The sequence below is a fragment of the Kitasatospora sp. NPDC054795 genome, assembly GCF_053611565.1.
The window spans coordinates 1-26,036 of sequence record NZ_JBSHAP010000090.1 but is presented as its reverse complement, the minus strand read 5'-3'; the positions used below and the strand labels follow the sequence as shown (position 1 = coordinate 26,036).

Here is a 26,036-nt window from a genome sequence, read left to right as displayed (position 1 = left end):
TCCGGCGCGCGGTGGGATCCATGCATGACCACCTCGACGGCGGAGTCCTCCGCACCTTCCCCTGCCGTGCCCGAAGACCGGGCTGCGCCTGCGACCCCCCGTGCCACCGGGGTCGCCGCCGCGCTGCGACGCCGGCTGCACCCCGACCCGACGGTCCGTCGGCTGGCGGGGATCACCCTGGTCAACACGGTGGGCAACGGCCTCTCCCTCTCCGTCGCGGTGCTGTTCTTCACCCGGGTGCTCGGCCTGAGCGCCGCCCAGCTGGGCCTCGGGATGACCGCCGCCGGCCTGTGCGGAGTCGCCGCGAGCGTGCCGGCCGGCCGGGCCGCCGACCGCTGGGGCGCGCGGCGGGTGCTGGTGGTGCTGGTGTCGGTGCAGGCGATCGGCACCGCCGGGTACGCGCTGGTGCACAGCTACCCGGCGTTCGTCGCGCTGGCCTGCCTGGTCTCCGCCGTCGACCGCGGCTCCGCCGCCACCCGGAACGCGCTCTACGCCGAGGTGCTGCCCGCCGACCGCCGGGTGGTGGGCCGGGCCCACCTGCGGGTGGTGACCAACGTCGGGATCTGCCTGGGAACGGCCATCGGCGCGATCGCGCTCCAACTGGACACCCGGCCGGTGTACCTGACGGCGATCCTGGCCGACGCCGCCTCCTTCGTGGCCGTCGCCGTGCTGTTCCACCGCCTCGACATCCCGCGGCGCCCGTCGATGACCGGAGCGTCGGCGCCGTCCGAGCCGTCGGCGTCCGGGGCGGCAGTGTCCGAGCTGTCCGAGCCGTCCGAGGCGTCGGAGTCCGGGGCAGCAGGGTCCGAGCCGTCCGCGAAGACCGGAGTCGCGAATCCGTCGGACCCGTCGGGCCGGGGCGTCAAGCAGGGCCGGCGGCCGAACCCGGCGCTGCGGGACGGTCCGTTCCTGGCCGTGACGGTGCTGAACGCACTGTTCTGCCTGCAGTTCGCCGTCCTTGAGGTCGGCATACCGCTCTGGATCGTCCAGGAGACCGACGCGCCGCGGATCACCGTCGCGGGCACCCTGATCGTCAACACCCTGCTGGTGATCACCCTGCAGGTGCGGGCCACCCGGGGCACCGAGGAGCGGACGGGGGCCGCCCGGGCCTGCGGGCGCGCCGGAGTGGTGCTGGCCGCCTCCTGCCTGGTCGTCTCGCTGGCGCACGGCCTGCCCGCGGGTGTCGCGGCCGTGGTGGTGCTCGGCGGGGTCGCGCTGCAGTCGCTCGGCGAGGTCGCCGCGCAGGCGGGCGGCTGGGCGCTCAGCTACGACCTCGCGGGCGAGCGCGATCACGGCGCCTACCAGGGCGTGTTCAACGCGGGGACGGCGGCGGCGCTGATGGCCGGTCCGGCGCTGGTCGGCGCCCTGGTCATCGGGTACGGCATGGTCGGCTGGGTCGTTCTGGGCGCGGTGCTGGCCGCGGCGGGCCTGGCGATGCGCCCCGCCGTCCGGTGGGCCGGGCGGCGGGAGGCGAGCCCCGGCGCGGTGTGAGACGCGCCGGCCCCGGGCCGGCTACTCGGGGACGATCGCCATCGCCTCGATCTCCATCAGCACCTCGGGCTTGAACAGGGCGGCCACCTGCATCGCGGAGGAGGCCGGCAGCGGAAGGGAGCCGAAGTGCTCGTCGCGGGCCTCGCGGACGGCCGAGAGGTGGGCGATGTCCGTCATGAAGTAGGTGAGCTTCACGACGTGCTCGAACCCGGCCCCGGCGGCGGCCAGGCAACGCCGCAGGTTCTCGAAGACCTGCCGCGCCTGCGCCTTCGGATCGCCCTCGCCGACCAGGTTCCGCTGCTCGTCGAAGGCGACCTGGCCGGATACCTGGACCATCCGGCCGCTGCCGGTGACGACCTGGGTGTAGCCGGTACCGGGCGCGACTCCGGGCGGTTCGGTGATGTGGGTGAGGTGAGAGGTGGTCATGGTGCGGATCCTGATCCATGATCCGCACAGCCGCAAGCCCAGGCCCCGACGGCCGACCGGCCTCAGCGCACCACCTCGGGCAGTTCGCGCAGGAACGGGCGGTCGGTGGAGGGGAGTTGGGCGACCGGTCCGCCCGAGCGCAGCACCACGTCGAGGACGGCGTCCGGATCGGCGGCGTAACCACCGCTGGCCCAGGCCGCGTTGGCCTCCACCACGGCCCAACGGCCTTCCTCCGTACGCCCGACGTCCACCACGGCGGCACTGGGCAGCGGCGCGTCCGATGCCGACGCGGCCAGCAGGTCGGCGGTGAAGGCGAGCACCTCGGCGGTCTCCCCGCCGGGTGCCCCGGTGGTCTCCAGCGCCGCGACGGACAGGTCACCGTCCACGGCGTAGCGCGAGCCGGCCCGCACCGCGCCGTCCAGGACGAACAGCCGGTACTCGACGCCGAACCGGACGATCTCGCTCACCAGCACCGGTGTGTCACCGTCCAGCAGTTCGGGCCCCGGCAGCGTCCCGCCGTCGGGGTGGACCCGGGCGGCGAACAGCTTGTCCACCGGCGGCTTGACGAAGGCCGGGCGGCGCAGTCGGCGCGCCTCGGCCAGGGTGCCGAAGGAGACCCGGCGTCCGGTCAGCGCGAGCGGCAGCCGGGTCAGCCAGTCGGCGGCGGGCTCCAGCAGGCCGAGGCCGAGCTCCCGTCCGACGGCGTCGCCGAACAGCGGTCCGCCGTACACGTGCACCGCCGAGCCGCGCAGCCCGGGCGGTGCCTGCCAGGACGTCGCGGTGCACGCCCGCAGGCCGCGGCGTCCGGCGGCGGTGCGCAGCTGGAGGCCCGTCTCGTTGATGCGCGGCGCGAGCAGCAGGACGGGATCGGCGGTGGTCATGGCGACGATGCTGCCCCCGGTGCGGGGCCCACCACCACCGGATTTCGGCGGGGAGGAGCGGCCGGGAGCCGGTACCGCCCGACCGGTCCGCTCCGGCCGAGGGACGGGTGGGCTCTGGCCGAGGGGCGGGTGGGCTCTGGCCGAGGGGTGGGTGGTCATGCCAGAGTCGTGCCGCGTTGTCCGGGGCACCTCCCGGACCGCACCCGCAGTTCCGACCCACCCGCAGTCCGACCCACCCTCAGCCGGAAAGCAGGCCCGCCGATGACCAGCGCAGCGCCCCTCGTCCACGTCAGCACCGCCGACGCCGTCACCACGCTCACCCTCGACTCGCCGCACAACCGCAACGCGCTCTCCACCCGGCTGATGGCCGAGCTGCACGCCGGGCTGGCCTCCGCCGCGGCCGACCCGGAGGTCCGCGCGGTGGTGCTCGGACACACCGGCAAGGTGTTCTGCGCGGGTGCCGACCTCTCCGAGGCGACCGGCGCGGACCCGACGGTCGGCCCGCGCGGCCTGGTCGAGCTCCAGCGGGCGATCGTGGACTGCGCGAAGCCGGTGATCGCCGTCATCGACGGGCACGTCCGGGCCGGCGGGCTCGGTCTGGTCGGCGCGGCCGACCTCGCCGTCGCCGGACCGGCCTCGACCTTCGCCTTCACCGAGGTGCGGCTCGGCCTCGCGCCCGCCGTCATCTCGCTGCCGCTGCGCCCGAAGCTGGAGCCGCGCGCCGCCTCCCGCTACTACCTCACCGGCGAGGTCTTCGACGCCGCCGAGGCCGCCCGGATCGGGCTGATCACCAGCGCCACCGACTCCGCCGAGTCCACCGGCGTGGTGCTGAAGGGCCTGCTGGACGCGCTGCGCCTGGGCTCCCCGCAGGGCCTGGCAGAGTCGAAGCGGCTGGCCAACGCCGAGGTGGTGCGCTCCTTCGAGCGGGACTCGGACGAGCTGGTGGAGCTGTCGGCGCGGCTCTTCGGCTCGGAGGAGGCGCAGGAGGGGATGCGGTCGTTCCTGGAGAAGCGGCCCGCGCGCTGGGTGCGCTGACGGCAGTTCCCCGGCTGCCGGGTCCGCTCGCCCGAGTCTGCTGGCCCGAGTCTGCTGGCCCGGGTCCGCTCGCTCGGGTCCGCTCGCTCGGGTCCGCTCGCTCGGGTCCGCTCGCCCGGGGGCGGCGCCGCCCCCGGGCGTCGCGGCCGCCCGGCCGCGGCGGCGTCACGACCAGCGGACCGCCGCCGCGTCGCTCCAGAGACCGAGCAGGTCCTGGTCGCCGATCGCCTTGGTCTCCGTGGCCCGCTCGGCGGACAGCCGGTTCCACAGCAGCGGGTAGAGCTCGTGGGCAGGGCCGGTGAGGGTCAGGTCGGCCGGCTCGGAGCTCTCGCCGGTGGTGACGACCGGAGGCTCCTGGGTGATAGTCAGTCGCCAGGAGCCGGCCCCGTCGGTGGCCCGGACCTGGAGGGTGCGCGGCCGGTCGCTGCGCAGCGCGGAGCGGCTGCGGGTCATGAAGCCGCTGACCAGCTCGTCGATGCCGTCCAGGGCGAGGGTGGTGTCCACGACCGGACCGGGCGTCCCGGCGGCGGCGTCGGCGTCATGGCGGTGGATGGAGGTCTCGTGCGCCTGGCGCCGGGCCCAGAACGCCAGCGGGCGGGGCGAGGGCAGGAAGGTCCAGCACTCCAGGTCGGCGGGCGCGGCGGTGAGCACGTCCACCAGGGCGGCGTGGCCCTCGCGGTACCAGTCGAGCAGTGCGGCGTCCGAGGGCACCGGCCCGACGGCGGCCTGCGCGTCCGCCTCGTCCGGCCGGGCCCGCAGGCCCTGGGAGGGAATGGTGGCGGCCCAGCGGTGGACGGAGCCGATGTGCCGCAGCAGGTCCGTCAGCCGCCACTCCGGGCAGGTCGGTACGGGGGCGGACAGCTCGGTGCGGGCTGCGGCCTCGGCGAGCCGGGTGCCTTCGAGGCGCAGCGCGTCGATGTGCTCGGTGATCTCCATGCGACGGAGTCTTCCACCGCGATCGGCCGCCGGTCGCGGACTTCGGACATTTCCTCGGACGCCTCCCGGCGATCGGGCGGACGCTACGGGCCGGTAACGTGAGCGCATGCCGATAACCCGTTCCCTCGTCTCAGCCGTCCGGACCGGTGGCCGCCGCGCCGCCGGACGCCTGGTCCACCGGGGCTGGCGCTGGGTGCAGCGGACCGGCGCGGTCACCAACCGCAACCCCGGCCCGTACCGGTTCGGCGAGCTGGGGGACGGCACGACGCTCAGCTTCCCGCTCGGGGCGGTGTTCAACGAGCAGTGGATCACCATCGGGCCGTTCTCGATCATCGGCGAGCGGGTCACCATCAGCGCCGGGTTCCTGCCCGGGCTCGACCTCGGGCCGGAGCCGATCGTGCGGATCGGCGGCGGCTGCGTGATCGGCCGGGACAGCCACATCGTCGGCCACCAGTCGATCGTCATCGGCGACGACGTGTGGACCGGGCCGGGCGTGTACATCAGCGACCAGGCGCACGAGTACCGGGACACCGAGCTGCCGATCGGCAAGCAGTGGCCGCGCAACGAACCGGTGGAGATCGGCGCGGGCAGCTGGATCGGCACCGGTTCGGTGATCCTGCCGGGGGCGCGGATCGGCCGCAACGTGGTGGTCGCGGCGGGGGCCGTGGTGCGCGGCGAGGTGCCCGACCACAGCGTGGTCGCCGGGGCGCCGGCCAAGGTGGTGCGCCGCTGGACCGAGGACGAGGGCTGGCAGCCGCCGCTGCGCCACGACGCTCCGCAGCCGGTGCCGGACGGCGTGACCGCGGAGCAGCTGCGCGCCCTGGTCGGTTGGGACCTGCGACTGCCGGGGGAGTCGGGCTGACGTCGCTCGCGAAGGGGCCGGCGCTCTTCGCCGGTGCAGTGCCTTGAACTCGCGAGCGGCCTGAACTACCCCGCGAGGGAAGCCTGTTCGGCGGTGCGGGCGGCGATGGCGGCGGTGATCCGCGGGACGTCGGCGGGGCGCGTCGGATCCAGGCCGGTCAGCGCGGCGATCCGGCGCAGCCGGTAGTCGACGGTGTTCGGGTGCAGGTGCAGGGCGCTCGCGGTGTGCCGGCGGTTCAGGCCCCCGGCCAGGTGGGTGCGCAGGGTGATGAGCAACTCCCCGCTGTCGGCCAGCGGTTCGAGCAGTGCGGCGAGCCGGGAGCGGGCCTGGCCGGGCCGGGTGAGCTGGTACTCCAGCAGGATGTCGTCCAACCGGTGCAGGCCCGGAGGCCGGCCGAACGCCCGGGCCACGTCCAGGACTTCGTGGGCGAGGGCGGCCGCGCCGGGCACCTCGGCGGGGGCCGCGGAGGCCGCCCCGGCCAGAACGGGGGCGCCGGCCGTGCGGGCCGCCGCGGCGAGGGTGGCGGCGAGCAGTGGCCAGGGCGCCTCGTCGGGATCGTCCCCGTCCGGACCGGGTGACGGCCCGAACGGGACGAGCACCAGGCCGCCCGTGGGGGTGAGTGCGGTGAGTGCCGACTGCCGGGTGCGGTGGTCGAGTTCGGCCTCGAAGCGGCGGAGCTTACGGCGGGCGGCGATGCCCGGGTCGATGCCGGGGGAGTGTTCGTCGGGGTGGTCGGCGACGGACAGGCAGAGTACGGCGTACCCCGTGGGCAGCCGGAGCCCGGCGCGGCCGGCGGCCCCGTCGGCGGGGGTGCCCGCGAGGAGCGCGCCGAGCAGGGAGTGCCGGGTGGCGCCGCGCCGGTCGGTGGCCGGGTGCCGGCCGTCGAGGTAGCCCGCCCCGGCGGCGGTGGCGGCCCGGCGGAGCTGGTCGAGCAGCAGCCGGTTGAGAACGAGCAGGTCGCCGGCGTCGCCGTCCCGGGCGTGCCGGGTCACGAACTCCCAGCAGACCTCCAGGCCGAGGTGGTGGGCGAGCAGCACGGCGTCCAGCGGCAGGCCTTCCTCTGCGCGCCGGGCGGCGGCCTCCCGGACGGCGGTGAACTCCTCGGCGGGGCCGGGGACTCCGGTCCGTACGGTGTGGGCGAGGGCGCGGATGCGGCGTTCGGTGTCCCGGGTCAGCTCGCCGGTGAGTTGCTCGCGGGGCATCCGGCGGTAGGCTGGCACCCGCTCCACCAGGGCGGCGACCACGGTCTCGGCCAGCTCCCGTGCGCCGCCGAGCAGTCGCTGGTCGGCCGGGAGCCCGCCGATCGCCGGGACGCGCCAGTCCGGCGGCCGGTCGGAGGTGTTCGGGGGCGGGCAGTGGGGTGCGTTGTGACCGGTCACAGAGAACACCGTCCAGGTCTGGGGAACGCCCAAGGGCCGGGCCGGAGGGGCGACCGCATGATGGAGCCCTCGGGTTACCTGTTGGTAACAAACTTCCACTGTGGAGGCAACAGTTGAGAACCCCACTTCTCCGCTTCCCCGCAACTCCCGTGCGCGGCAGGGCCGGTGGCGCGCTGGGCGTCCTGCTGCTGGCGGGGGCGCTGCTGGCCGGGGCGTCGGCGTCGCCGGCGGGCGCCGCCACGTCCCCTTCGGCGCCGGCTGCCGCCGCCGTGACCGCAACGCCTGACGGATCCGCCGACCTGCCGCCCGACGGTGACACGGTGGCCTCACCGCCCGGCGCCAACGACTGGACCTGCCGGCCGAGCACCGCGCACCCCGACCCGGTCGTCCTGGTGCACGGCACCTTCGCCAACCGCTACGAGAACTGGCTGGCGCTCTCCCCGCTGCTGAAGAGCCTCGGGTACTGCGTCTTCGCCCTCGACTACGGGACCATCCCCGGCATCACCTCCAGCGGCAGCGGCCTGCTGCTGCCGATCGGCGGCCTCGGGCCGGTCCCGGAGTCGGCGGCCCAACTCGCCCGGTTCGTGGACCTGGTGCGCAACGCGACCGGTGCCGCCAAGGTCGACATCGTCGGGCACTCCCAGGGCGGCATGATGCCGAACTACTACCTCAAGTTCCTCGGCGGCGCGTCCAAGGTCGGCAGGATGGTCGGGCTGGCGCCGTCCAACCACGGCACGACGCTCGACGGGATCACCAACCTGGTGCCGTACTTCCCGGGCGTCGCGGACCTGATCTTCACGGTCTGCCAGGCCTGCCGGGACCAGGCGGTGGGTTCCGACTTCAACAAGGTGATGGCCTCCCGGCCGGACACCGTGCCGGGAGTGAGCTACACCGTGGTCTCGACGGTCCTCGACGAGGTCGTCACACCGTGGCGGACCCAGTTCCTGAGCGGCCCGGGCGTTGACAACGAGGTGGTGCAGGGGCACTGCCCGGTCTCGCTGGTGGAACACGTCGGGATCGCGTTCTCGCCGACGGCGCTGCACCTGGTGACCAACGCCCTGGACCCGGTGCACGCCACGCCGGTGTTCTGCGGGTGAGTCCGACGGCGGGCCGGTGACGGCGCTCCTGCCTCCGGGTGTTCCGGGAGGCAGGTGCGCCGTTCCGTGCTTCCGTGCCGGTGCGTGGGTGCGTGGGTGCGGCGGCTGCCGGCGTGTCGGCCCGTCCGCCCACCGGCCTGCCCGCTGTCAGGGGGTGGTGCGGAAGCCGACGACGGCGGTGGTGCCGTTCGGGTGCAGCGTGTACGTGCCCGGGGCGTGGAGCAACGCAGCGTCGTAGCGGGTGAGTTCGACGCCGTCGACGGAGGCCGTGCCGGCGAGGCAGACCAGGAGGACGGTGCCTCCGACCGGGACGTTGACCGTGGTGGCCGTGGTGGCCAGCTCCACCGCGGCCTGGACCCGCCCGCGGCGCGTCATCACGTTGAAGTCCACCACCGGGCCGGCCAGCAGGCGGCAGTCGGTGGTGGCGTCGCCGGAGAAGGCGAACGGCCGGAACGGCGCGTCGACCAGCCGCTCGGTGCCGTCGACGGTGAGTGCCATGCCGGGGCCCTCGACCAGGGTGATCACCCGGTCGATCCCGGGAAACGGGGAGAACGGCCCGGCCGAGGCGACGTCCGCGAGGCTGACCCGCCAGTCGAAGGCGTCCAGCCCGGCTCCGGCGGGGAACCCGGCGACTTCCCTGGTCACGCCGCCGCCGTTGAACCACGCCGTCGCCGGGCGCTCGCTCGCCCGCAGTACCTGGAAGCCTTCGCTGCTCGTCATGGCCCCGCATCCTGTCACATGGCGGATGGCGGACAGCGGATGACGGATGACAGATTTCATCATCTGTCATCTGTCATCTGTCATCTGTCATCTGTCATCCGTCGGTTGTCGGCTGTCACCTGTCGGCTGCCACCCGCCGCCCGACCGACAGCGGCAGGAGCGCCGCCACCGTGGCCGCGAGCGTCACGGTGGTGAGGGCCAGCGGCAGTCCGGCGGCGTCGGCGAGGAAACCGATCACCACCGGGCCGATCAGCATCCCTCCGTAGCCGAGCGAGGAGGCGAACGCGACGCCCTGCGGCCCGCCGGCCTCGCCGGCCCGGGCGATGGCGAGCGGGAAGAGGTTGGCCAGGCCGAGGCCGACCAGGACGAACCCGCAGATCGCGACCGGCACCACCGGTGCCAGGGCGGCGATCAGCATGCCGACGGCCGCCGTCAGCCCACCGAGCAGCATCAGCCGGTTCTGGCCGAGCCTGATGGACAGCCAGGTACCGCCGACGCGCCCGCCGGCCATCGCGAATGCGTACGCGCCGTAGCCGGTGGCGGCCACCGCGGAGCTCGCACGGACGTCGTCGGTGAGGTGGAGCGTGGCCCAGTCGGCGACCGCGCCCTCGCCGTACGCGGTGCAGAGCGCGGTGAGGCCGAGCAGCAGGACGAGCAGTCGGGTGCGGGCGCGGACCGACCCGGCATCCGCCGTCGCGATTCCGGACGGCTCCGCGGCACGGCCCGCACGATCCGGTGCGACGGCTGCCGCCGCCGGGCTGCGCAGCAGGACGATTCCCGCGCCGACCGTGACGGCCATGCCCAGCGCGGCGCTGAGGGCGAGCGCCCACGCGGTACTCAGCGGGCCGGCGAGGAGTCCGCTGACCCCGGTGCCGACCAGCCCGCCGAAGCTGTACCCGGCGTGGAAGCTGGGCATCACGGGCCGCCGCAGCTGCGCGACCAGGTCGACGGCGGCGCTGTTCATCGCGACGTTGGCCCCGCCGTACCCCGCGCCGAACAGCAGCAGGACCCCGCCGAGCGCGGTGACCGAGTGGGCGTGGGCGGGCAGCAGGACGGCGAGGCTGAGCAGGGCGAGCGAGCCGACGGTGACCGGGCGCGAGCCGTACCGCAGGCAGAGCCGGCCGATCATCGGCATGGTGAGGACGGCGCCGATGGAGAGGCAGAGCAGGGCGAGCCCGAGGGCGCTGTGCGAGGCGTCGACCTGCCTGCGGATGTCGGGGATGCGGACGACCCAGGCGGCGAAGAGGAAGCCGTCGATGGCGAAGAACGCGGTGAGGGCGACACGTGCGGCCCCCCAGGGGCTGTCGGCCGCCGGGGGTGTGCTGCGAGACTGGGAGGAGGGATGATGGTTCGGGCGCGCGAGTGGACCGATTTTGTTTCGAAGCGACACAAAGTCACAATAGGGGCGTGCAGCTCTCACCATCAAGCCCGAGGCCCGGTACCGGAACCGACTCCGACGCGCAGCGCGACAGTCACCGCCGCGCCGCGCCCGACCGGGGCCGGACGCTGCTGGGTCCTGCGCTCTCCCTGATCCACACGGGCCAGACGCCGACCCGCTCGGCGCTCACCCGAGCACTGGACGTCACCCGGGCCACGGCCGGCGCGGTCACCGCCGAACTGGAGGCGCTCGGCCTGATCACCGTCGACTCGCGCCCGGCGGGCGGGGGCCGCGGCCGCCCCTCGCACCGGCTCGCGATCGACCCGCAGGGCCCGGTCGTGGTCGCCGGGCAGATTCATGCCGACGGACTGAGTGTCACCCTGGCCGGCCTCGGCGGACTGCTCGACCCGCCCCTGCATCTGCCGCTGCCCGCCGCCACCGACCCGGTCCGGATGCTGCGCGCCGTCGCCGTGGCGGGCGCCGAGCTGGCCCGCGCGACCGACCGTCGCTGTCTGGGTGCGGCTCTCGCGCTGCCCAACCCGGTCACCGAGCCGGACGGCGCCGCCCTCGCCGCGCTGCACTTCGCCTGGCCCAGCGGCACCCCGGTCGCCGACCTGTACGACGTCGAGGTCGGACGCGCCGATCACGGTCCCAGGGCAATGCGCCCGCTGCCCACCGCGATCGCCAACGATGCCAACCTGGCCGCGCTCGCCGAGTACCGGCACGGTGCCGGCCGAGGCGCCCGCCACCTGCTCTTCGTCACGTCCGGCCACCGCGGCGTCGGTGGTGCGCTGGTCATCGACGGCCACCTGCACACCGGCAGCGCCGGCCTGGCCCTGGAGGTCGGCCATCTCACCGTCGACCCGCAGGGCCGACCGTGCAAGTGCGGCAACCGGGGCTGCCTCAATTCCGAGACCGACCCCGACGCGCTGTTCGCCGCCGCCGGACTCACCCCGGAACCGGGGCGCCCACTGCTCGACCAGGCGCGCGAGCTGTGCCGGGCGGCCGCGACGGACGACCGGGCGCGGGCGGCGGTGGAGCACGTCATCGACCGGCTCGGGCTCGGCCTGGCGGGCGTCGCCAACATCCTCAACCCCGACCGGGTGGTCCTCAGCGGGCTGCACCTCCACCTGCTGGACGCCGCGCCTGACCGGCTGCGGTCGGTGGTCGCCGAGCGCAGCCTGTGGGGGCGCAGCGGCCGGGTGCCGATCGTCGGCGCGGAGCTGGCGCACGGCGCGCTCGCGGGCGCGGCCGAGCTGGGCTGGGGGCCGTACCTGGCGGATCCGCAGTCGGTGCCGGTTCTGCCCTGACGGCGACCAAGGGCAATAGGGGTCAATAGAGGGCGATGAGGCGATCAAGGCGGTGGAGGCGATAAGCGGAAGCTGGGACTGCGAAAACGGTCACTTATCGTGACTCTTATACACTCGTAGTGAGCAGTGGGGGGTCACTACGAGGGAGACAGCGACTATGAGCACCCAGCGCGGCACCCAGCCCGGTATCGAGCCGGCCGTCGACGTCGACCGCTCCGACCCGGAGTACCGCGCCTGGCTCAAGGAGGCGGTGCGCAAGGTCCAGGCCGACGCCAACCGCTCTGCCGACACCCACCTGCTGCGCTTCCCGCTGCCCGCTCAGTGGGGGATCGACCTCTACCTCAAGGACGAGTCCACCCACCCGACCGGCTCGCTCAAGCACCGCCTGGCCCGCTCACTCTTCCTCTACGGGCTCTGCAACGGTTGGATCCGGCCCGGCAAGCCGGTGATCGAGGCCTCCAGCGGCTCCACCGCCGTCTCCGAGGCGTACTTCGCCCAGCTCATCGGCGTGCCGTTCATCGCCGTGATGGCCAAGAGCACCAGCCAGGCCAAGATCGACCTGATTCAGTTCCACGGCGGCGAGTGTCACCTGGTCGAGCGTTCGGACGAGGTGTACGAGGTCTCCGCCCGGCTCGCCGAGGAGACCGGTGGGCACTACATGGACCAGTTCACCTACGCCGAGCGGGCCACCGACTGGCGCGGCAACAACAACATCGCCGAGTCGGTCTTCGCCCAGCTGCGCCTGGAGCCGCACCCCGAGCCGGCCTGGATCGTGGCCACCGCCGGTACCGGTGGCACCTCGGCGACCATCGCCCGGTTCGTCCACTACATGCAGTACGACACCCGGATCTGCGTCGCGGACCCGGAGAACTCCTGCTTCTTCGACGGCTGGGTGCACCACGACCCGGACGCCGTCTGCGAGAGCGGTTCGCGGATCGAAGGCATCGGGCGGCCACGGATGGAGCCGAGCTTCGTCCCGGGGGCGATCGACCGGATGATGAGGGTGCCGGACGCTGCGTCGATCGCCGCCGTACGGGTGCTGGAGCAGGTGCTCGGCAAGAAGGCGGGGGCCTCCACCGGGACGGGCCTGTGGAGTGCGCTGCGGATCGTCGCCGAGATGCGGGCGGACGGGCGGACGGGCAGTGTGGTCGGCCTGATCTGCGACCCGGGGGACCGCTACCTGGACAAGTACTACTCCGACGACTGGCTGGCGGGCGAGCGGATCGACATCGCGCCCTACCGGGCGGCGCTGGAGTCCTTCCTCGCGGGCGGTGCCTGGGTGGGCTGAGCCCGGCGGGCGGACAGTCGAGGGCAGACGGATGACAACTGTCAGCTGACAGATTTCATCATCTGTTATCTGTTACCTGACATCTGTCGCCTGTTCGCCCTCGCCTGTTCGCCTGGGGCCCGAGGCCGTCACCGCCGGATGACCGCCCGGCCGCCTGCGAGGTCGATCCCCGTACGCTTCGGTGCGCCGTCGTGCTCGTCGTCCCGCAGTACCAGTTCGACCCGCCGCTGCTCCAGTTGCACCCGCTTGCCCGGGTAGAGCAGCGCATGCAGCTCCTCCGTGGCGGTCGCACCCGCACCGCGTCCGCTGCCCGCTTCCGCCGTCGGGCGGGCGCGCAGCCGCCGCACCACCGCGCCCAGGAAGAACACCACGACCAGTCCGGCCGGCAGCAGCAACCCGCCCGCCGCGCCCGTCAGCAGCACGCCCATGTCCGCCTCAACGGCCCGGTGCGGCCGACGAGTTCCCCTGTCGCGACGCTGCCTCCCTGCCCCCTGCCCCAGCCGCCGCCGCTACGGCAGCGGCGCGGCCGGCAGGTCGGCCGGGACGAGCAGCTGGAGTTCCTCCGTGGACGGGTTCGCGAGATGGGCGATCCGCACCGCGTGCCGCTCGACCATGGTCTCGAAGACCTGCCGTGCGGTGCGCCCGTTGCCGAAGGTGGGCCCGCGCTCCAGCCCGCCGAAGTGTTCCAGCAGCGACTTCTCCGTGTCCTCGGAGAGCGCGTACTCGTGCTCGGCGCACTGTGCCCTGGCGATCTCCAGCAGTTCGTCCGCCGTGTAGTCGGGGAAGCCGATGGTGCGGGAGAAGCGGGAGGAGACACCGGGGTTGGCGGAGAGGAAGCGCTCCATCTCGGCGGTGTAGCCCGCCACGATGACGACCACCTCGTCCCGGTGGTCCTCCATCAGCTTGACCAGGGTGTCGATCGCCTCGCGCCCGAAGTCCCGTGCCCCGTCCTCGGGTGCCAGCGCGTACGCCTCGTCGATGAAGAGCACCCCGCCGCGTGCCCGGTCGAAGGCGGCCGCGGTGCGGATCGCGGTGGAGCCGATGTGCTCGCCGACCAGGTCCACTCGGGCCACCTCGACCAGGTGCCCGCGCTGGAGCACCCCGAGCGAGGCGAGGATCTCGCCGTAGAGCCGGGCGACGGTGGTCTTGCCGGTGCCCGGTGCCCCGGTGAAGACCAGGTGCCGGCGCAGCGAGGGCGCTTTGAGTCCGGCCTGGCGGCGGCGACGGCCGACCGAGATCAGGTCGATCAGCGTGCGCACCTCCTGCTTCACTGTGGCCAGTCCGACCAGGGAGTCCAGCTCGGCGAGCGCTTCCTCGGCCGGCCGGCAGTCCGGGATCGGCGAGATGGTCGCCGAGCCGCCCGCTGGCGGTGCCAACACCGGTGCCACCGAGGCCAGTTGGGCCGCGCGCGGCGCCGGTACGTCGGGGGGTCCGAAGGACGGGCCCAGCCCCGGCCCGCGCCCGGACGCCGGTCCGGACCCGCGCCCGGGCCCCGGTCCCGCACCGCCACCGGGGGTGGCGGGGGCGGCCGGTACCGGAGCGGCCGCGACGTCGTCCGAGATGCACCCCTCCGTGACCGGTCCCGGTTCGGAGAACTCGAACCCGGTCCGCTGGTTGTGCTCCGCCCGGCACCGGATGAGCTGGGTCCGGCAGCCGTCGATGATGTGGAAACCGAAGCCCTTGCCCTGGGAGACCCGGCAGTCCTCGAAGGTGCCCCGCCCCTGCGCCGAGACGTACACCCCGGCGTCCGTGCTGGCCCGTACGGTGCAGTCGCGCAGCACCGGGTCGGCGCCCTTGGTGACGATCACGCCGGTGGCCACGTCGGAGATCTCGCAGTCGGTGAGGAGTCCGCCGCTGCCGTGGTCGCGGAACCAGAGCCCGGTGCCCGCCTCCTGCACCCGGCAGGACGCGAGGGAGACGGTGGCCCCGCCGCTGACCGAGACCGCCGAACTGCGGATCCGGCTGAACGAGCAGCCCTCGGCGGTGGCGGCGGAGTCCCGGTCGAGGACGAACAGGGCGTCCGGCAGGTCGTGCAGCGAGCAGTCGGTGAGGGTCAGCCGGGCGCCGTCGCTGACCCACAGTGCCGGGTACTCGCCGGTCGAGCTGTGGATCTGGCAGGACTCGGCGACGGCCTCGGTGCCCTGGTCCCAGACCGACAGCGCCCCGCGCCCGAAGTCCCGGACGGTGCTGTTCGCGAGGCTCAGCCGGGCGCGTCCGCGCAGGTCGGCGCCGTTCTCCGGCAGGTCGTGCACCCGGCAGCCGGTGAGCACCAGCTCGGCCTCGCCGTCCAGGGTCAGGCCGTTGCCGGTGACGCGGTGGATCTCGCAGTCGACCAGCCGCCCGCCCGCCTGCGCCTCGGCCTGCACGCCGCTGCCGCGGATCTCGTAGATCTCGCAGCCGGTCAGCTCGGCCGCGCTGCCGGGGTCGGAGAGCAGGACGCCGGCGCCGGAGGCGTGGTGGACGCGGCAGCGGTCCAGGGCCGCGGTGGCGCCGCCGAGGACCGCCAGTCCGGCCTGTCCGGCGGCGGCGACCTCGCAGTCCTCGAAGGCGGCGGCGGTGTCCGCGCCGCGCAGCCGCAGCCCGAGCCCGCCCGGGTTGGTGACGACGCAGCCGCGCAGGGTCGGCCGGGCGCCGTCGGTGATCTCGATCCCGGCGGCCGAGCGGGTCTCGATCCGGCAGCCGCTGAAGGCGGGTGTCGCCTCCGGCCCGGTGACCAGGACGGCGGGGGTGGAGCTGTCGCCGCCCTCGACGACCAGGTCGCGTACGGTCGCGGCGGCGGTCACGGTGAGCGCCACCCCGGAGGGCGGGTCGATCCGGACCGTCCCCGGACCCTGGGCCGGGACGAGCGTCACGGGCTTGTCCAGGAGCACGTTCTCCCGGAAGGTGCCCGGACGGACGGTCACGGTGTCGCCGGGTTCGGCGGCGGCCAGGGCCTCCGCGAGCGTGTCGTACTCTCCCGCGCGGCGACGCCAGCGGGATGCGCTGTCCTGGGTGACTCGGACCCTGTGCTCAGCCATGACGGTCTGTCGTCCCCACCTTCGTCGAGCCGGCGATCAACGGGCCGTACGCGCGGGGGTGCGCGGGCCGTCCGCCCACCGTAGCGCGCCCACGTGGGTGGTCCGGCCGCCCGCGGTCGCGCGGACACCGGTAGCGTTCAGCGCCGCCACAGGTTCCGACCACTTGTTTCAACGAGCGCGCACAGAGGTGGTTCCGCTCGGGTCGGCTCGCGAAGTCGCACGGGAGGTTGGGACGGGAGGTTGGAACGGCGGTCGGCGCGGGCAGTCGGCGCGATCGGTCGGCACGGCCCGCCCCGCGGAATCCCGGTGCCGCCCGTCCGCCCGTCCGCCCGTCCGCCCGTGTCCGCCCGCCCACGCGCTCAGCGCCCGTCGGCAGGCCAGTGCGCCCCGTCCTCCAGCACCTCGACCTCGTCGCCCAGCCGCAGCGTGCCGAGCGCGTCGCCCTCGATGCCGACCGGCCGCTCGGGGATCAGGTTCTGCCCGAACGCGGCCTTGCGCAGCAGCCGGTGGTGCCGGGCCAGGGTGCGCAGCGGTTCCTTGCCGCGCCGCTCGCCGGTCTCCTGGTCGGTGGTGGTGATCACGCAGCGGCCGCAGGGCTTGACCACCTTGAAGGTGACCGAGCCGATCCGGATCCTGCTCCAGGTGTCCTCGGCCCACGGTTCGGCGCCGCCGACCACCACGTTCGGGCGGAAACGTTCCATCGGCAGGGTCTCGTGGCCGTCCGGGTTCTCGGTGGCGATCAGCTCGTTGAGCCGGTCCAGGGACGCGGTGGTGGTGAGCAGCAGCGGGAAGCCGTCGGCCATCGAGACGTTGTCGTCGGGCCGGCCGTACTCCGGGTCGACCGGCCGGGCGTGCGGGTCGTCCAGGTGCACCAGGCGGTAGTCGCCGAGGTGCTCGGCGATCCACTGGTGCGTCTCCTTGTCGGCCTCGGCGGCGTGGAATCGGGTGCCCCAGACCTCGACGTCGGCGAGCGGGTCGCCGGCCGCGACGGCGGGGGCGGTGACCTCGATCCGGGAGCCGTCCGGGGCGGTCAGGCCGAGGGCGCCTTCGGGCAGCAGTTCGGCGCGGACCTGTCCGAGGACCGCGTTCTCACGCTGGCTGACGAACCGTCCGGTCGCGTCGGCGAGCATCCAGCGACGGTCTCCGGCCAGGCCCCACGGTTGGACCACGGCGGTGTCCGGGCTCAGGCGGTACATCGACTTGACGGGGTAGACGTGGAGTCCGGTGAGCTGCATTCCCCCATCCTGCCAGCCGGTCCCGGTCCGCAGGGAAGGACCCCGGATGCGCACGGACCGCCCGGACGCCGTGGGGGCGTGCCGGGCGGTCCGTGGATGACCCGTTTCTCCGTTCGCCCGGCGCACGGGGCGCTGGGTGCTGCTCAGGTGGTGCGGGTTCGGGCCGTGTGGGGGACGGCCTCGGGGCGGCAGTGGCTCAGTAGCCCTGGCCCTGCGGCTGGTAGCCGCCCTGGAACTGGCCGGGCTCGCTGTACGGGCCCGGGCGCTGCGGCTGCATCGGGCGGACCGGCGCGACCGGCGCCATGGCCGGGCGCAGCTGGGCGCCGCCGAAGGACTGGTCGCCGCCCTGGCCCTGGAGGCCGGGGCCGCCGGCGCCCGGCCCGCCGAAGGACTGCTGGCCGCCGAAGCTCTGCGGACCGGCGGGCTGGCCCTGGCCGAAACCGCCCTGGCTGCCGGGCTGCTGCGCGCCGAAGGTCTGCTGGCCGCCCTGGGCGCCGATGAAGGTGTTCTGGCCGCCGAAGCTCTGGCCGCCGGTCGGCTGGTAACCGCCGCCGGTGGCCTGGGCGAAGGCGGGGGCGCCGGGCTGCGGTCGCTGGTACGGCTGGGGGGCGCCGTAGCCGGGGAGCGGCGGCTGGGGAGCGGCGTACGCCGGCGCGGGCTGCGCGGGGATGTACGCCGTGGCGGGGCCGGCGGAGGGACCGCTGCTCGGGCCGGGGCCCAGGGCGAGGCGGGCGGGCGGCAGCGCGGGGAGGTTGCTGCCGGCGTTCTCGTACCCGTTGCCGTAGCGGTTCTCGTAGGACTGGCCGGGGCCGGATCCGTAACCGGACGACAGTGCCGGCGGCAGGGCGGCCGGCACGTTGATGGGCGCGATCTGGGGGACGCCGCGCTCAGCCACGAGGCTGTCGTAGATCGGCGTGCCGGAGGAGAAGGACGGAGAGGGGTAGCCGACTCCGTCGTAGGAGCGGGGCGAGGTCATGGGCCATACGGTAAGCCCACAACGCGCCTGCTGAGGAGAGCGGGAGGGGGAGCAGTTCGAGTGTTTACACAGTCTTCGCTCGCACAAAGGTTTCGAAAGTAGGAAAGACGGACATTCCGGCGTCCGGTTCCGGACAACCTTGGCGCCCCGTCAGTGGTCGAACGGTCGCCGGACGGAGTCGCCGGAAGGCCTTGTGGTGACCGGCCGGTGGACGGTCGGGGGCCCTGCGGAGAAACTTTTTCCGGACAGGGCGTGCGCGGGCGCATTCGAGCCCCCGCCGTGCGGGCGGCGGAGGCTCGTGAATGTTTCGGGAATAAAATTCCCGTCAGTTCTCCGGGCGTTCGATTCAGGCCTGCGACCTGCCCGTGACCTGCGCCGTTGGTCCGTGACCTGCGCCGGCGGCCAGGGGCAGCCCGGGTGCCGGACGGGTGCCGGCCCGGTCCCGGCGGTCAGTGCGACTGCAGCGCCTGGGCCTGCGCGGGCAGGGCCGGCTTGCCGACCTCGGAGGTGCAGAAGGAGCACCGGGTCGCGGCGGCCGGGATCGGGCTCAGGCACTCCGGGCAGTCCACCTTCGAGGCCGGCGCGGGCTTGGCCGATTCGAAGCGGGCCTGGAGCTTGCCGACCGGCAGCACCACGGCGAAGTAGATGACGGCCGCGGTCAGCACGAACCCGATGACCGCGTTGACGAAGAGGCCGTACGGGAACCGGGTGCCGGCCACGTCGAAGGTCTTCTGGGTGAAGTCGCCGACGGCACCGGACGCGACGCCGACCAGTGGAGTGAGGAAGGCGCTGACGAACCCGGTGACGACCGCGGTGAAGGCCGCGCCGATCACGATGCCGACCGCGAGGTCCACCACGTTTCCGCGCAGCAGGAAGCTGCGGAATCCCTTGAACACCGGGTGACTCCAAATCCGTACGAGGAAGGGGGAGATGGGGCGGCACGGCGGGTGCCGCCCCCGGCCGGACATCCTGCCGAGCGGCCCGGGTCGAGGTCCAACCGCGTTCACCCGAATCGGGTAACCGCCGCGGGGCCCGGCCCCGACCGGCCGGGCGGGGTGGGGGCGCTCCGCGCACCGGCCTTTCGGCGGTCGAACATCCGGCTCGACCACGCTGCGCGAAAGCGCATGTGACACCGGCACACGCCGAGCCGGGACGGCGCCGACCCGGCGCGACGGGGTGAACCGGAGCGCGGCAGGGGGCGAGGCGGGGCGCACAGTGGTCGCATCCGGCGCACGACGGCGGCCCCGTGGCGCACATCGGGTGTACAAGTGCGGGCGGATGGGCCACCATCAGGTTGCGCGAAGGGGATGTACCGGACGGAGCACTGTGCCAAGGTCGGTCCATGCCCGACCATTTGTCGGCCGATCCGGCCGGAAACCGTCCGCGTGTCCTGCATCTGATCAGCGACTCACGCCGTGGCGGCGCACAGAACTTCGCCCGTGACCTCCACCGGGAACTGGGCCGTCGGGGGCAGTCCTCCGCACTGTGCGCCCTCGCCCCGCATCCGGCCGTCCACCCCGGCCCCGTCGGGTCGAGGCGGGACTGCGCGGATCCGGGTCCCGACTCCGCCTCCGGGGACGGGGGTTCCGACTCCGCGGGCCGGGCACCTGACTCCGCCGGCCGGGCCCCCGACGCCGCCGGCCGGGCCCCCGACGCCGCCGGCCGGGCCTCCGTGGACTGCTCCGCCGCCTCCGGGTTGCGCTCCGCCGCCGTGCTGGGCCCCGGGCGGCTGCACCCGAGCACCCTGCGGGCGCTGCGCGCCGCCTCGCGCGCCGCCGACGTGGTGCTCGCCCACGGCTCGGACACCCTGGCCGCCTGCGCCCTCGCCCTGGCCGGGACCCGTACGCCCTTCGTCTACGTCTCGGTCGGCCACCCGCGCTACTGGACCGCCAACCGGCTGCGCCGGGTGCGCGGCGGCGCGCTGATGCACCGCGCGGCCGCCGTCACCACCCTCACCGAGGAGGCGCGCATCGTTCTGGAGGAACAGTTCCGGCTGCCCGAGGGCAAGGTCCACGTGATCCCCAACTCCCGTGCCGCCGAAAGCTATCCGCCCGCCGACGGCCGGGACGACCGGCGGGCCGCGCGGCACGCGCTGGGCCTGCCGGCCGACGTGCTGCTGGTCGCCTGGATCGGGGCGATAGCTCCCGAGAAGCGGCTCGACCTCGCCCTCGACGTGCTCGACCGGCTGCCCGACGTCCGGCTCGCCGTCGCCGGGGACGGGCCGCTGCGCGAGGCGCTGGCCCGCCACCCGGCCGCCGCCCGCGCCCACTTCCTCGGCCCGCTGTCCGACCCGGCCCCGCTCTACCGCGCCGCCGACGCGCTGCTGCTGACCAGTGACAGCGAGGGCGTGCCCGGCGCGCTGATCGAGGCGGCGCTGGCCGGGGTGCCCGCTGTGGCCACTGACGTCGGCTGGGTGCGCGAGGTGGTCCGGGACGGTGCGACCGGCGCGCTGGTCGCCCCCGGGGACCCGCTCGCCCTCGCCGAGGCGCTGGGCAAGGTGCTGGCGGTCAACCGGGCGGGCTTGGGCGCGGCGGCCCGGGCGCACGCGCTGGAGCACTTCGAGCTGGGTGCCGTCGTGGACGCCTGGCAGCACCTGGTCGCCGAGGTGTGGACGGCGGGCCCGGAGGCCGCCGGCTGACCCGCCGCGCACCCCGGTCCCGTGGGCCCGTGCGCACTCCGGTCCCGTGGGCCCGCCGCGCACGTCGGTTCTGCTGCCCCTGTCGGGTGCTCCGTCCCGTCAACGGGCGCGGGCCCGGGTGCGCCGATCGAGCGAATCCGGCCCCGCCTGCGCCGCAGCAACCGGCCGGTAGCGAACCGTCGCCAGCACACTGCCCGGTGTGAACTCGAAGTCGCTGCTGCGGTCCACCGTCCTGCTCGCCGTCGCCGTCGGGATTGCCGCGTCCCCCGTCCAGGCCGGCGCGATGTCCCACCAACCCCCTGCCGAGGGCGCCAAGTTCGTCGAACTCGACCACCCGCAACCGGTGCGAGCGAGCGCCCGGACCGAGGCGGTCGAATTCTTCTGGTACGACTGCGGCCACTCCCAGGCGCTCGAACAGCCTTTGCAGGCCTGGGCGGAGAAGCACCGCGCCGATGTCGTGCTGCGCCGCGTCCCGGCCGTCTGGCCCGGCAGCCAGGACGAGGCCGTGCAACGCGGCCATGCCCGGCTGTACTACACGCTGGACCGGCTCGGCCTGGTCGGCCGCCTTCAGACCAGCGTGTTCCGCGCCGTGCACAACGAGGGCCTCGACCTCACCACCGAGGCCGCCGCCACCGACTGGGCCGTGCACAACGGCGTCGACGCCCAGGCGTTCGGCCGGGCCTACCGCTCGGCCGCGGTGGGCCGGTCGGTCGACGAGGCCGCCGCCGCCTTCACCCGCTACGGCATCAACGAGCTGCCGACGGTCGTGGTCCAGGGCGAGTACCGCACCTCGCCGACCCAGGCCGGCGGGGTCGAGGCGATGCCCGAGGTGCTCGACCACCTGGTGCAGCAGGAGCGGCAGCACCGCCACTGAGCCGGCCCTCCCGGCCGCGTCGGTGACATCGGATCAGCTCGCACATGTGTCTTGTCCGGCAAGCGGTTTGCCGGACAAGGACCTTGTCCAACCGTTCAGCTTGTCTAACCGTTCAGGTGCTGTTTAATGGTTAGCATGAGCGAGCTGACGATCCCGCACGTCCACCACCGCCACGTCGACGTCGACGGCCTGCGCGTCTTCTACCGCGAAACCGGCCCGGCCGACGCGCCCGTGCTCCTGCTGCTGCACGGCTTCCCGTCGTCCTCCCACCAGTACGCCCGGCTGCTCGACGCGCTCGGCACCCGCTACCGCCTGATAGCCCCCGACTACCCCGGCTTCGGCCACAGCGACAGCCCCGCGCCCGGCACCTTCACGTACCGCTTCGACAACCTCGCCGAGGTGATCGAGGGGTTCTGCCTCGCCCTCGGCCTGGACCGCTTCGCGCTGTACGTCTTCGACTTCGGCGCCCCCGTCGGCCTGCGCCTGGCCACCCGGCACCCGGAGTGGATCGCCGGCCTGGTGATCCAGAACGGCAACGCCTACGAGGAGGGACTCTCCGGCCGGGCACGGGAGTTCATCGCCAACAAGCGCGGCGTGCCGGGCGCCGAGCACGCCGCCCGCTCGATCCTCACCCTGGACGTCACCCGCGACCAGTACGAGGGCGGCACGGGCGACCAGAGCCTGATCGCCCCCGATGGCTGGACGCTCGACCAGCACTTCCTCGACCTGCCCGGCCGCAAGGACATCCAGGTCGAACTCGCCCTCGACTACTTCTCCAACGTCGAGCTCTACCCCGCCTGGCAGGCCTGGCTGCGCGCCGACCAGCCGCCCGCTCTGGTGCTCTGGGGCCTGGGCGACCCGTTCTTCACCGAGGCCGGCGCCCGCGCCTACCTGCGCGACCTGCCCGGGGCCGAGCTGCACCTGTTCGACACCGGGCACTTCGCCCTGGAGGAGAAGCTGCCCGAAATCGCCCCGCTGATCGACGACTTCCTCGCGCGGATCCCGAAGTAGCCGATCGCCCGGGCGGCGGGAACCCGGCCGCTCCGAACGCTCCAACGGGGCCGGAGGCTTCCGCGGCTTCGGCCGTCGCGGTCGCTCCGGTCACTTCAGCCGCGTCAGTCGTCAGTCGCGGCGCAGCAGGTACGTGACGAAGCCGAGCGTCCCCCGGTAGCCGTGCAGCCACTCGGTGCGGTGCCGGTCCGCGGCCTCGCGGGCGGCCGCCGCGTCCGGGTGGCCCGGGTGATCCAGTGCCCACTCGGCCAGCGAGCCCGTCCAGGAGAACTCGTAGTCGTCCCACTCCTGTTCGGAACTGACGTGACCGAACACCGGTGACCAGCCGTCCGCGAGGACCCGGTCGGTGGTCGTCGCCAGATCGGCGAAGTCCTCCCGGGCGGCGCCCAGCCCGTCCAGCGCCGACTGCGACGGCTCGCGCTGCCAGAACCCTTCGCCGACCAGCAACCGGCCGCCCGGGGCCAGGAGTTCGCGGGCCGCGGCGAGCGTCGGCAGCAGACCGCCGAACGCATGGGTGGCGCCGACGCACAGCACCAGGTCGAACGGCTCCCTCGCGGTGAACTCCCGTACATCCAAGTGGTGCAGGCCGATCCGGCGAACCACGCCGAGCGCGGTCGCGGTCTCCCGGGCCCGGGTCAGCGCGGCCGCGTCCAGATCCACGCCCACCGCCCGCCAGCCCGGATGAGCGGCCAGCGTCCGGAGCAGCCAGGCGCCCTCACCACAGCCCAGGTCCAGAGCCCGGCCCCGCTCCGTCCCGGCCGTGGCGCGGTCCAGCAACCGGGCCACCGACTCGTCCGCCAGCGGGGCCGCGACCGGGTGGCGGGCATGGGCGAGGCGGGAGATCTGCTGACGGTCCATCCGAGCAGTATGGAACGAGTCGGCCCACCGCGCAGCGGGATCGGCACAGGGGACCGCTCAGGCCCGGGAGTACGTCCGGCCCTTCCACGCGGCGCCCCGGCCGCGCCAGTGCCGCACCGCCGAGTCCACCGTCATCAGCAGGTACAGCCCCGCGGTGAACGGCAACAGCAGCACGGCCGCGGCCGGCTGCCCGTAGTACCGGACCATCGGCAGGTACGTGCCCGCCATCAGCGCCCACGCCGCCCCGCCCGCGGCCGCCACCGGCGGCACCCCGCCCACCAGCCCGGCCACCGTCGCCACCGGCGGCACCAGATAGACCAGCACCAGCCCCAGCACCGTCCCGAGCAGCAGCACGGGCGAGTGCCTGAGCTGGGCGTAGGCGCTGCGGGAGACCATCCGCCACAGCTGCTCCAGCCGCGGGTACGGGCGCACGCTGTCCACGTCCTCGGCCAGGCCCAGCCAGGTCCGGCCGCCGGCGGCCTTCACCGCCCGGGCCAGCGACACGTCGTCGATCACCGCGCCCCGGATCGCCGCCACCCCGCCCGCCCGCTCCAGCGCCTCACGCCGCACCAGCGAGCAGCCGCCGGCCGCGGCCGCCGTCCGGGCACCGGGACGGTTGCTCCGGCGGAACGGGTACAGCTGGGCGAAGAAGTACACGAAGGCCGGCACGATCAGCCGCTCCCAGCCGGTCTCCACCCGCAGCCGGGCCATCTGCGACACCAGGTCCAGCCCGTTGCTCTCGGCCGCGGCCACCAGCTCGGCCAGCGAATCCGGGCCGTGCGCGATGTCGGCGTCCGTCAGCAGCAGGTACTCGACGTCCGGCCCGGCCAGCGCCACGCCGTGCCGCAGCGCCCACAGCTTGCCGGTCCAGCCCGGCGGCAGCGGGGGAGGGGTGGTGACGGTCAGCTCCAGCCCGTCGATCGTCCGCAGCTCCGCCGCCAGGGCACCGGTGCCGTCCGAACTGTGGTCGTCCACCAGGAACACCCGGGCCCGACCCGGATACTTCTGCGCGAGCAGCGTCGGCAGGCTCGCCGGGAGCACCGGGGCCTCGTCCCGGGCCGGCACCACGACCGCCACCTGCGGCCAGCGGACCGGCGGGCGACGAGGCGGCAGCCGTACGTCCGTGCGCCAGAACGAACCGTGGCAGCACGCCAGCCAGAGCCAGACCAGCAGGGAGAACGCGGCGATCCACAGCAGGACGGTCACCCCGGCAGTCTGCCGCAGAACCGGGCCGGACGGGCGCATCGACTAAAGTCTTGACCCGTGAAGATCGCACTGATGGACTCCGGAATCGGCCTGCTGGCGGCCGCCGCCGCCCTTCGGAAGCTGCGCCCGGACGTGGATCTGGTGCTCTCTTCCGACCCGGCCTCGATGCCGTGGGGGCCGCGTACGCCGGAAGAGGTCACGGAGCTGGCCCTCGGCTGCTGCCGGGCCGCCGCCGCGCTCGAACCCGACGCGCTGGTGATCGCCTGCAACACCGCCTCCGTGCACGCGCTCGCCACCCTGCGGGCCGAGCTGGAGCCCGGGCTCCCGGTGATCGGCACCGTCCCGGCGATCAAGCCCGCCGCCGCGCAGGGCGGCCGGGTCGCCATCTGGGCCACCCCGGCCACCACCGGCAGTGCCTACCAGCGCGGGTTGATCCGTGACTTCGGCGGTTCGGCGGACGTCACCGAGGTCGCCTGCCCGGGCCTCGCGGACGCGGTCGAGCACGGCGACGACGAGGCCATCACCGCCGCCATCGCCGATGCCGCCGCCCGGACGCCGGTCGGGACCGACGTCATCGTGCTCGGCTGCACCCACTACGAACTCGTCGACGACCGCATCCGCGCCGCCGTCGCCCCGACCGCCTCGCCGGGGCTCACCCTGCACGGCTCCGCCGACGCCGTGGCCGCCCAGGCCCTCCGCCGCGTCGCCGACCCCACCCGGACGGGCGGCGGCACCCTCACCGTCCTCCACGCCGGCGCCCCCGCCAACCTCCCCCCGGTCGCCGCCCTCTACCCCCAGGGCAACGCCCTCGCCACCCTCATCGGCTGACCCCGGACGGAAGCCGGCCGCCCCGACCGAGCGACCGAACGCCGCAGCGCGGAAAGTCGATCCGGTCGACTTTCCGCTCCGCGCTCGGCGCCACGGCTGCGCCGCCTCACCACCCCGAGGCCTGTTGATCGCCCGCCCGAGCGCGCCCGGTGTGTGAGAAGTCGACTCGGCCGACTTCTCATGCCGAGCTGCTGCGCGCGGGGCCGGCTTCGGGCGGCCTCTACGCGCATGGAGTCGGGTCGTGCGTGGGGTGCCGGGCGCGGTGGGGTCTGGGGGAGTCGGGCTGGCCGGATTTTGGCGTGGGGCCATCTTTGGGCGTGTGGGAAGTCGGTGTGGCCGGCATTTCTGGGGGCGCACGGCTTCGGCAGGGTGAGTGCGTGAGAAGTCGATCTGGTCGACTTCTCACGCGGGGGTGATGGTCCGGACCGGCTCGTCGCTTACATGATCTTGGAATCGAGAGGTCGGCGCGGCCGATTTTCCGGTGCGGCGATTGCGGGAGGCCGGGCGGGGTGCGGTGGCCGTGCCTGGCTGGCACCTCCGGTGCCTGTGGGGCGAGCGGGTCGGCGGTGGTGCGCGCGCAGGAAGTCGGC

Annotated in this window: 23 protein-coding genes; 10 read left to right on the top strand and 13 right to left on the bottom strand. The window is 74.2% G+C overall.

All coding sequences use genetic code 11. The features are described 5' to 3' along the window. Positions 1-24: 24 nt before the first annotated feature. Entirely contained in the window at positions 25-1,491 is a 1,467-nt protein-coding gene (locus ACWGJO_RS28220) for an MFS transporter (RefSeq protein ID WP_452187964.1), read from the top strand. A gap of 21 nt (positions 1,492-1,512) precedes the next feature. Here the strand turns inward: ACWGJO_RS28220 and ACWGJO_RS28215 are convergent, their stop codons facing one another. Then, positions 1,513-1,917 carry a RidA family protein gene (locus ACWGJO_RS28215; protein WP_387694414.1) on the bottom strand — a complete coding sequence of 135 codons (405 nt, stop codon included), beginning with the start codon at positions 1,915-1,917 and terminating at the stop codon, positions 1,513-1,515. 62 nt (positions 1,918-1,979) lie between these two features. Beyond that, positions 1,980-2,798: an ATP-grasp domain-containing protein gene (locus tag ACWGJO_RS28210; protein ID WP_452187963.1), complete on the bottom strand. Its 819-nt coding sequence runs from the start codon at positions 2,796-2,798 to the stop codon at positions 1,980-1,982. Positions 2,799-3,059: 261 nt separating this feature from the next. Between ACWGJO_RS28210 and ACWGJO_RS28205 the strand changes: the two genes are divergently transcribed. Continuing rightward, positions 3,060-3,833 carry an enoyl-CoA hydratase family protein gene (locus ACWGJO_RS28205; protein ID WP_380353113.1) on the top strand — a complete coding sequence of 258 codons (774 nt, stop codon included), beginning with the start codon at positions 3,060-3,062 and terminating at the stop codon, positions 3,831-3,833. Between the two features lie 165 nt (positions 3,834-3,998). Here the strand turns inward: ACWGJO_RS28205 and ACWGJO_RS28200 are convergent, their stop codons facing one another. After that, entirely contained in the window at positions 3,999-4,769 is a 771-nt protein-coding gene (locus tag ACWGJO_RS28200; protein WP_452187962.1) for a maleylpyruvate isomerase family mycothiol-dependent enzyme, read from the bottom strand. Positions 4,770-4,875: 106 nt separating this feature from the next. On the opposite strand from ACWGJO_RS28200, the gene ACWGJO_RS28195 reads away from it, so the two are divergent. After that, the gene (locus ACWGJO_RS28195; protein WP_359911850.1) at positions 4,876-5,631 is read left to right on the top strand and encodes an acyltransferase; all 756 of its coding nucleotides are present in this window, start codon (positions 4,876-4,878) and stop codon (positions 5,629-5,631) included. A 65-nt stretch (positions 5,632-5,696) separates the two neighbouring features. Here the strand turns inward: ACWGJO_RS28195 and ACWGJO_RS28190 are convergent, their stop codons facing one another. Continuing rightward, positions 5,697-7,010 carry a PucR family transcriptional regulator gene (locus tag ACWGJO_RS28190; RefSeq protein WP_452187961.1) on the bottom strand — a complete coding sequence of 438 codons (1,314 nt, stop codon included), beginning with the start codon at positions 7,008-7,010 and terminating at the stop codon, positions 5,697-5,699. A gap of 203 nt (positions 7,011-7,213) precedes the next feature. Between ACWGJO_RS28190 and ACWGJO_RS28185 the strand changes: the two genes are divergently transcribed. Then, positions 7,214-8,107 (top strand): esterase/lipase family protein, encoded by an 894-nt coding sequence (locus ACWGJO_RS28185; RefSeq protein WP_452187979.1) that lies wholly within the window; start codon positions 7,214-7,216, stop codon positions 8,105-8,107. Positions 8,108-8,254: 147 nt separating this feature from the next. Here ACWGJO_RS28185 and ACWGJO_RS28180 read toward each other — a convergent pair whose 3' ends face one another. Then, complete coding sequence (locus tag ACWGJO_RS28180) at positions 8,255-8,827, bottom strand: HutD/Ves family protein (protein ID WP_452187960.1); 573 nt, start codon at positions 8,825-8,827, stop codon at positions 8,255-8,257. A gap of 115 nt (positions 8,828-8,942) precedes the next feature. Next, entirely contained in the window at positions 8,943-10,217 is a 1,275-nt protein-coding gene (locus tag ACWGJO_RS28175) for an MFS transporter (RefSeq protein ID WP_452187959.1), read from the bottom strand. Between the two features lie 17 nt (positions 10,218-10,234). On the opposite strand from ACWGJO_RS28175, the gene ACWGJO_RS28170 reads away from it, so the two are divergent. Together ACWGJO_RS28170 and ACWGJO_RS28165 are read left to right on the top strand one after the other, a co-directional pair. Next, on the top strand, positions 10,235-11,515 hold the full coding sequence (locus ACWGJO_RS28170; RefSeq protein ID WP_452187958.1) for an ROK family protein: 1,281 nt from the start codon (positions 10,235-10,237) through the stop codon (positions 11,513-11,515). Positions 11,516-11,672: 157 nt separating this feature from the next. After that, complete coding sequence (locus ACWGJO_RS28165; RefSeq protein WP_452187957.1) at positions 11,673-12,803, top strand: PLP-dependent cysteine synthase family protein; 1,131 nt, start codon at positions 11,673-11,675, stop codon at positions 12,801-12,803. 128 nt (positions 12,804-12,931) lie between these two features. On the opposite strand, the gene ACWGJO_RS28160 is transcribed toward ACWGJO_RS28165, so the two are convergent. From ACWGJO_RS28160 to mscL, 5 genes are all read right to left on the bottom strand, one after another. Beyond that, entirely contained in the window at positions 12,932-13,231 is a 300-nt protein-coding gene (locus ACWGJO_RS28160) for a DUF6191 domain-containing protein (protein ID WP_452187956.1), read from the bottom strand. A gap of 81 nt (positions 13,232-13,312) precedes the next feature. Then, positions 13,313-15,820: a right-handed parallel beta-helix repeat-containing protein gene (locus ACWGJO_RS28155; RefSeq protein WP_452187955.1), complete on the bottom strand. Its 2,508-nt coding sequence runs from the start codon at positions 15,818-15,820 to the stop codon at positions 13,313-13,315. Between the two features lie 359 nt (positions 15,821-16,179). After that, on the bottom strand, positions 16,180-17,055 hold the full coding sequence (locus ACWGJO_RS28150; protein WP_452187954.1) for an MOSC domain-containing protein: 876 nt from the start codon (positions 17,053-17,055) through the stop codon (positions 16,180-16,182). 196 nt (positions 17,056-17,251) lie between these two features. Further along, positions 17,252-18,031 (bottom strand): DUF6643 family protein, encoded by a 780-nt coding sequence (locus ACWGJO_RS28145; protein ID WP_452187952.1) that lies wholly within the window; start codon positions 18,029-18,031, stop codon positions 17,252-17,254. 449 nt (positions 18,032-18,480) lie between these two features. Then, a complete protein-coding gene (mscL, locus tag ACWGJO_RS28140) occupies positions 18,481-18,927 on the bottom strand; it encodes a large conductance mechanosensitive channel protein MscL (protein WP_380353130.1) in 447 nt (148 codons plus the stop codon). A 446-nt stretch (positions 18,928-19,373) separates the two neighbouring features. Here mscL and ACWGJO_RS28135 point away from each other — a divergent pair, with 446 nt between their 5' ends. From ACWGJO_RS28135 to ACWGJO_RS28125, 3 genes are all read left to right on the top strand, one after another. Next, the gene (locus ACWGJO_RS28135) at positions 19,374-20,669 is read left to right on the top strand and encodes a glycosyltransferase family 4 protein (protein ID WP_452187951.1); all 1,296 of its coding nucleotides are present in this window, start codon (positions 19,374-19,376) and stop codon (positions 20,667-20,669) included. 199 nt (positions 20,670-20,868) lie between these two features. Beyond that, a complete protein-coding gene (locus ACWGJO_RS28130; protein ID WP_452187950.1) occupies positions 20,869-21,543 on the top strand; it encodes a thiol:disulfide interchange protein DsbA/DsbL in 675 nt (224 codons plus the stop codon). Positions 21,544-21,678: 135 nt separating this feature from the next. Next, entirely contained in the window at positions 21,679-22,554 is an 876-nt protein-coding gene (locus ACWGJO_RS28125; protein WP_452187949.1) for an alpha/beta fold hydrolase, read from the top strand. 111 nt (positions 22,555-22,665) lie between these two features. On the opposite strand, the gene ACWGJO_RS28120 is transcribed toward ACWGJO_RS28125, so the two are convergent. Continuing rightward, positions 22,666-23,412, bottom strand: coding sequence for an SAM-dependent methyltransferase (locus tag ACWGJO_RS28120; RefSeq protein WP_452187947.1), 747 nt, complete (start codon positions 23,410-23,412; stop codon positions 22,666-22,668). 57 nt (positions 23,413-23,469) lie between these two features. Further along, positions 23,470-24,657: a glycosyltransferase gene (locus tag ACWGJO_RS28115; protein WP_452187945.1), complete on the bottom strand. Its 1,188-nt coding sequence runs from the start codon at positions 24,655-24,657 to the stop codon at positions 23,470-23,472. Between the two features lie 18 nt (positions 24,658-24,675). On the opposite strand from ACWGJO_RS28115, the gene ACWGJO_RS28110 reads away from it, so the two are divergent. Continuing rightward, positions 24,676-25,446 (top strand): glutamate racemase, encoded by a 771-nt coding sequence (locus ACWGJO_RS28110; protein ID WP_452187943.1) that lies wholly within the window; start codon positions 24,676-24,678, stop codon positions 25,444-25,446. Positions 25,447-26,036: the final 590 nt, after the last annotated feature.